Consider the following 756-nt stretch of genomic DNA (forward strand, 5'->3'; position numbering starts at 1 on the left):
GTTCTAGCAATGGATAGAAACTCAAAAACCTTTAATAAAGAATGCACCTTCAGTATAAGTAATTATTTTCCAGAAAAATATAACACTAATTATTCATGTATAGGAGCTAGTGTATGCTAGGGGTATTGGGGTTACTTATTGTTGGCACGCTCGTCATTTGGTTTGAAGTACCTAAACTACAGCAAAAAAAAGCAAAGAAAGAACTGTGGCTATTCTATACAGTTCTTGCAATTGGAATGGTCGTAAGCATCTGTAAAGCACTTGGTTTAAATGTTCCAAATCCTTCTGATTTATCAGCTGCTATCTTCAAGCCAGTCAGCATATTTTTACTTCATTTACTATCTTAAGACGTTAAGACGAGGAAGTGAATACAGTGAAACCTGTAGTTAAAATTTCAACGATTCAATTTCGCATGCTCGTTATGCTTTATACAATTGGAAGCACAATTGTTATTGCTCCAGCAGCTATGACTGTAGATTCTAAACAAACCGCTTGGATTCCAGCTATCCTTGGAGTAGTATGCGGATTTGTATTAGTGAAAGTATATATAGCTCTCGGACTTTTATTTAAAGATAAAAATCTGATAGAAATCAATGAAGCAGTGTTTGGAAAATATTTAGGAAAAGGTGTATCTTGTTTATTTGTCACGTCTACTGTCATAACATGCAGCCGCATTGTATACTACGTGGGGAGTTTTTTAAATACACATATTATGATGGAAACTCCGCTGATTGCTATTCACATTATTTTTATGCT

Annotated in this window: 2 protein-coding genes; both read left to right on the forward strand. The window is 34.5% G+C overall.

Annotated features, from left to right (window positions below; translation table 11 throughout):
- Positions 1-113: 113 nt before the first annotated feature.
- Complete coding sequence (locus AC1DRF_RS30700; protein WP_230183887.1) at positions 114-347, forward strand: hypothetical protein; 234 nt, start codon at positions 114-116, stop codon at positions 345-347.
- Between the two features lie 26 nt (positions 348-373).
- On the forward strand, positions 374-756 hold a 383-nt coding region (locus AC1DRF_RS30705), incomplete at its 3' end, for a GerAB/ArcD/ProY family transporter (RefSeq protein ID WP_477742659.1).

Source organism: Priestia sp. P5_B4 (assembly GCF_056400385.1).